Raw genomic sequence first — 4,258 nt, 5'->3', positions numbered from 1 at the left:
CATAATCTGGTTGAATTTGAATTTGTGGATTTTCCAGGCCATGTAATTGGTCATTTCTCAAATGGTTTAATTGATCACTTGGAAAAACAGGGTAAGGAAGAGGTTATCATTCAAATTGAAATAACCCGTGATATTTTCGGTGAGGTAATTGGGCACAGCGATTCTGATATTGTTGGCTATGAAGGGAATGCTTCCACTTTTTCTTATTATGGTATAAATGGAGACCCTCCTGTTTCACCCTTTGAATAAAGATAGTTTTTATTTTAAACCCTTTATGAATTTTTCAAGAAGGGAGCTATGTCTTGAAAAGAGTTAACAATGCCATGAATATGAATATGGCGTGCCTTCAATTTATAAACTTATTTACTATGAGTAGATTATTCTTTCTCTCTTTGCTTTTCTTAATGGTTTCCTGCTTGGATTTCGGTGACGATATCGAACTGGATGGAGCGGAGATCACGAGGAAAGAAATGAATTATGTATCCAAGCTTACTGGGGTAGTTTTTCCTGATGGAACGGAACCTATTGGCTATTGCTTTTTGGGATCTGGGATTGATCGATCTTTGGCCTTAAAAGTCGCTATCCCTGAAGCTGAAAAAGAAGTTTTTATGAGAAACGATATTTTTAAAAAAGGTAGTAACTCAAAGTCTGATTATCATTTTGCTCAGAAACAAAAATGGTGGAAGGTGGAGGAACTAAAGGATCGAATTGATCGAGCACTCGAGCTTCCTAAGTTAAAATTTGTTGAATGTATTCTTGGGCGGGAAGACGGTAATCTATATGCCTATGTGACATGGTTTGAAATGTAAGAATAAAACGAATGAAATTTTCAGATTTTGGTAAACGGTTTGCCGGCGAGATTGGCATTGGTGAGTTGATGGATGATTTAGGGGATGCCCTCGTCTCCGATCCTGCGCCCTTGATGCTTGGTGGTGGGAACCCGGCTCATATAGCGGAAGTTCAGGCTTTATTCCGGTCAAGGATGAAGGATATTCTTTCCAGTGCGGGAGAATTTGAGCGAGTAATTGGAAACTATGACACTCCGCAAGGTGCTAAGGCATTTGTAGGTGCCTTGGCCGATTTGTTTCGTGATGAGTTCGGGTGGAGTATCGGACCTGAAAATATTGCCCTGACCAATGGAAGTCAGAATGCCTTCTTTTCTCTTTTTAATTTATTCGCAGGGAAGTTTGAAGGTGGGCACTCAAAGCAGATTCTTTTGCCGCTGGCCCCTGAATATATCGGTTATTCCGAAGTGGGCTTGGAACCTAATTTTTTCCAAGCCAATCGTCCAGAGATCGAATTATTAGATGATAGATTATTTAAGTACCGTGTTGATTTTGACCGACTGAAAATGGACGATAGCATCGGAGCGATTTGTTTTTCCAGACCAACTAATCCGACTGGCAATGTGGTCACAGATGATGAGGTGTCACGACTTAGAGAAATTGCCAATGCTCAGGGTATTCCTCTGATTATTGATAACGCGTATGGCACGCCTTTTCCCAATATTATTTACACGGAAGCACAGCCGGTTTGGGATGAAAATATTGTACTCTGCTTAAGTTTGTCCAAGTTCGGGTTGCCCAGTTTGCGCACGGGTATCGTGATTGCCCGGGAGGAAATCATTCAGGTTATTTCACGGATGACTTCTGTTTTTAGTCTTGCTCCGGGTAGTCTCGGACCTGCTCTCGCTTTGGACTTGGTAAAGAGTGGTGAAATTACCAGAGTGAGTAATGAAACGGTTAAACCGTTTTACGAAGAGAAGGCCAATAGGGCTGTGGCACAACTTCGAAGAGAAATGGGTGACCATATTCCGATGAGGATTCATAAGCCCGAAGGAGCCTTGTTCCTGTGGCTATGGTTTGAGGGTTTGCCCATAAGCAGTCAGGAACTGTATCAAAGACTCAAGAAAAAGGGGGTGCTCGTGGTGTCCGGCCATTATTTCTTTCCTGGCATGGAAGAAGACAACTGGGATCATAAGAACCAGTGTATCCGAGTTACTTACGCTCAGGACGAAGCAGTGGTTAAGCAGGGGATCAGTTTAATCGCTGAAGAAATTAGAAAAGTCTTTGCGTAATGAAAACTTTTTTAATCATTGGTGCATTTTTGTTTTTTTACTCATTTTTTATTTCCATCTCGGCTATTCCATTACCCACGAATGTCGATGTGGTCTCTGAAGAGAAGCAAGGTCAGAATGGCATCATACGATCCTATGTTCCGAATGGTGTACTGACTTCTGTAGAAGAAGCAATTATTTTGGACCTAGCCAAGAAAAGAGGAATCGAAAGAGTCGCTAAGATTGTAACCCATTACATGCTACCCAGTTCTGCCAAGGCCATTCGGGTGGAAGGTACTACCAAGAAAGAGGGTAGGGAGGTTTCAAGGAAAATCTTGAGTATTACCTATAAGGGGTGGACTTTCCCAGAAGCTCGTCCTGGAAAGAATGATTTAATTTTGGGAGATTTTTGGGCTGGAAAAGTGTATGTGAGAAAACAATTTGAACTGAAGGTGAGCGGCAAGAGCTTTTTGTGTAGTTCCGTTACAGGCATGTCTTTTGAAGAAGCGGAAGCACTGCTAGCCATGTTTTTAAATAAAGGGTTTAAGACTTCAGGAACGATACGAAAAAATGCACTGGATCAGGTTGACTGGAGCCAACCCACCCGCTTTACAAAACGGGGTGATCGTCTATCAGTAGGATTTTTAGCTAAAGGAAGAGGAGCAGGTTTTTTTGACCTTACACTCAAAAAAGAAAATGAAGGTTTCACTATTCTTCAAATGATGCAGGCAATGCCTTGATCATTTCTCTTTTTTCATGCCCAACCGTGTTCAGCTAATAAGAAAAAAGTAATTCATCCATGAATTTTTTTCATAGCCCGATAGTTTTATCTATGCTCCTATAATAAAGTAAGACTTACCCTATTACTGAATTATCCTCCCTAAAACCAAATATTATATGAGTACACTTTTGATAGAAGAATGAAAGGAATCTTTTTCTTATCTCTGTTAAGCTTTCTGCTTAGTTCCTGTAGTTACTCCACCTCTTCTGGTTGGAGTTTTTCAGACAGTGATTCAGTTAAAGAAGAAAAGGATCGACGCAGAAAAGTGGACCGAAAAACGGATAGAATTCTCGAAGTTGGAAGAACAACTGACCGTTCGGAGGCACATAGACAAGCCAAGGGAGAAGTTTTCGAGGAGGAATTCTTTCGCTCCGTTCGTCCATGATATTTCTTTGACAATTCTTTTACTTGGCGCGAACAACTCCCACTTTTGCTCGTACTATAAGCTTTTCCATGAAACAAAAACTTACCTTACCATCTAAAAAAATTTCCTTGATCACGGTTGCAACTGCTCTCTTCTTTCTGACTTGCGGTTGTCAGACGATCAAGCAGTTCATTCCGAATGACGAGGTTGCCCGTTTCGGTACGGACCGCAAGTATACGGATTTAAACTATACCGGAGACGGTAATTTTACTGATTACGGCAGAAAGGCTGGGATTCTCAGGTTTGTTCTCGACCTTGGAGCAGTCGATTTAACCGAGGCAAGTGTCAGCAAGTTTGAACTGAAGGGACTACCGGAAGTCGAATTCGTTTGCTACCTGCGAGTCGATCACCCTCTGCCGACCTTAGGAAAACCAAAGGATTTTGAGGCGGGAGACTTAATGTTTGGAATGTCCCTCGAAGATGAGAATGGCACCCAAGTCTTTTCGGAAAAGGCTCCGCTAAAAAGTTGGACCTGGTCGGGTTCTGTTGGAGCACCCAAAAGTGACCTTTATACCCGCAAGACAATATTCACACCCAAGAAAGGGAAGGTCTATTACATCAAACTCAAGAATAATGAAGGTAACCTTAAAGCACCCAGAGCCGAAATTCTAATCATGGGTGGAGGTTGGAAAGCTTTCTAGACTTCGGATGAACCGAGATGGTGATAGAGATGAATTGCTAAAGATCATTAACTTGCAGAATGAAAAAAGATAATATTGCTCAAATTACCGTATTCACTTTCCTGCTAGTGCTTTCGTCCTGTAAAAGTTCCCATTGGAAGAATGAGGATATGAAGAGGGCTATCTCTATCACCTCCTTCAAAAATCCTAATACGACTTGCGAAGTCATGCGTGTGGACGATTCTTATCCTGGAGAAGGCAAAACAAAGGATGGTCCATCCTTGCATGGTTATGAGATCATTTCAGCTGCCGAAGCCTTGAACTCCGCGTCAAGAAAAGAACTTTCTTTAATTATAGAAGATCATGACACCTATTTG

At 41.6% G+C, this 4,258-nt stretch carries 7 protein-coding genes; all 7 read left to right on the top strand.

The features are described from left to right. The coding region (locus ACKPQ5_RS04850; protein WP_407677975.1) for a hypothetical protein at window positions 1–249 on the top strand (249 nt) is incomplete at its 5' end. Between the two features lie 119 nt (window positions 250–368). Beyond that, a complete protein-coding gene (locus ACKPQ5_RS04845; protein ID WP_407677974.1) occupies window positions 369–809 on the top strand; it encodes a hypothetical protein in 441 nt (146 codons plus the stop codon). A gap of 11 nt (window positions 810–820) precedes the next feature. Continuing rightward, window positions 821–2,077, top strand: coding sequence for a valine--pyruvate transaminase (locus ACKPQ5_RS04840; RefSeq protein WP_407677973.1), 1,257 nt, complete (start codon window positions 821–823; stop codon window positions 2,075–2,077). Beyond that, window positions 2,077–2,796, top strand: a complete 720-nt coding sequence (locus ACKPQ5_RS04835) for a hypothetical protein (RefSeq protein WP_407677972.1) — start codon at window positions 2,077–2,079, stop codon at window positions 2,794–2,796. The genes ACKPQ5_RS04840 and ACKPQ5_RS04835 overlap by 1 nt, the downstream gene beginning before the upstream one ends. 180 nt (window positions 2,797–2,976) lie before the next feature. Further along, window positions 2,977–3,222 carry a hypothetical protein gene (locus ACKPQ5_RS04830; RefSeq protein WP_407677971.1) on the top strand — a complete coding sequence of 82 codons (246 nt, stop codon included), beginning with the start codon at window positions 2,977–2,979 and terminating at the stop codon, window positions 3,220–3,222. Between the two features lie 68 nt (window positions 3,223–3,290). Further along, window positions 3,291–3,902 carry a hypothetical protein gene (locus ACKPQ5_RS04825; protein ID WP_407677970.1) on the top strand — a complete coding sequence of 204 codons (612 nt, stop codon included), beginning with the start codon at window positions 3,291–3,293 and terminating at the stop codon, window positions 3,900–3,902. A gap of 59 nt (window positions 3,903–3,961) precedes the next feature. Continuing rightward, a partial coding sequence (locus ACKPQ5_RS04820) for a hypothetical protein (RefSeq protein ID WP_407677969.1) occupies window positions 3,962–4,258 on the top strand: 297 nt, incomplete at its 3' end.

The organism is Candidatus Seribacter sulfatis, assembly GCF_964187635.1.
GTDB lineage: Bacteria > Verrucomicrobiota > Verrucomicrobiia > Opitutales > Seribacteraceae > Seribacter > Seribacter sulfatis.
Note: the sequence above shows the minus strand (reverse complement) of the source record. Positions and strands in the feature narration are given on the sequence as shown.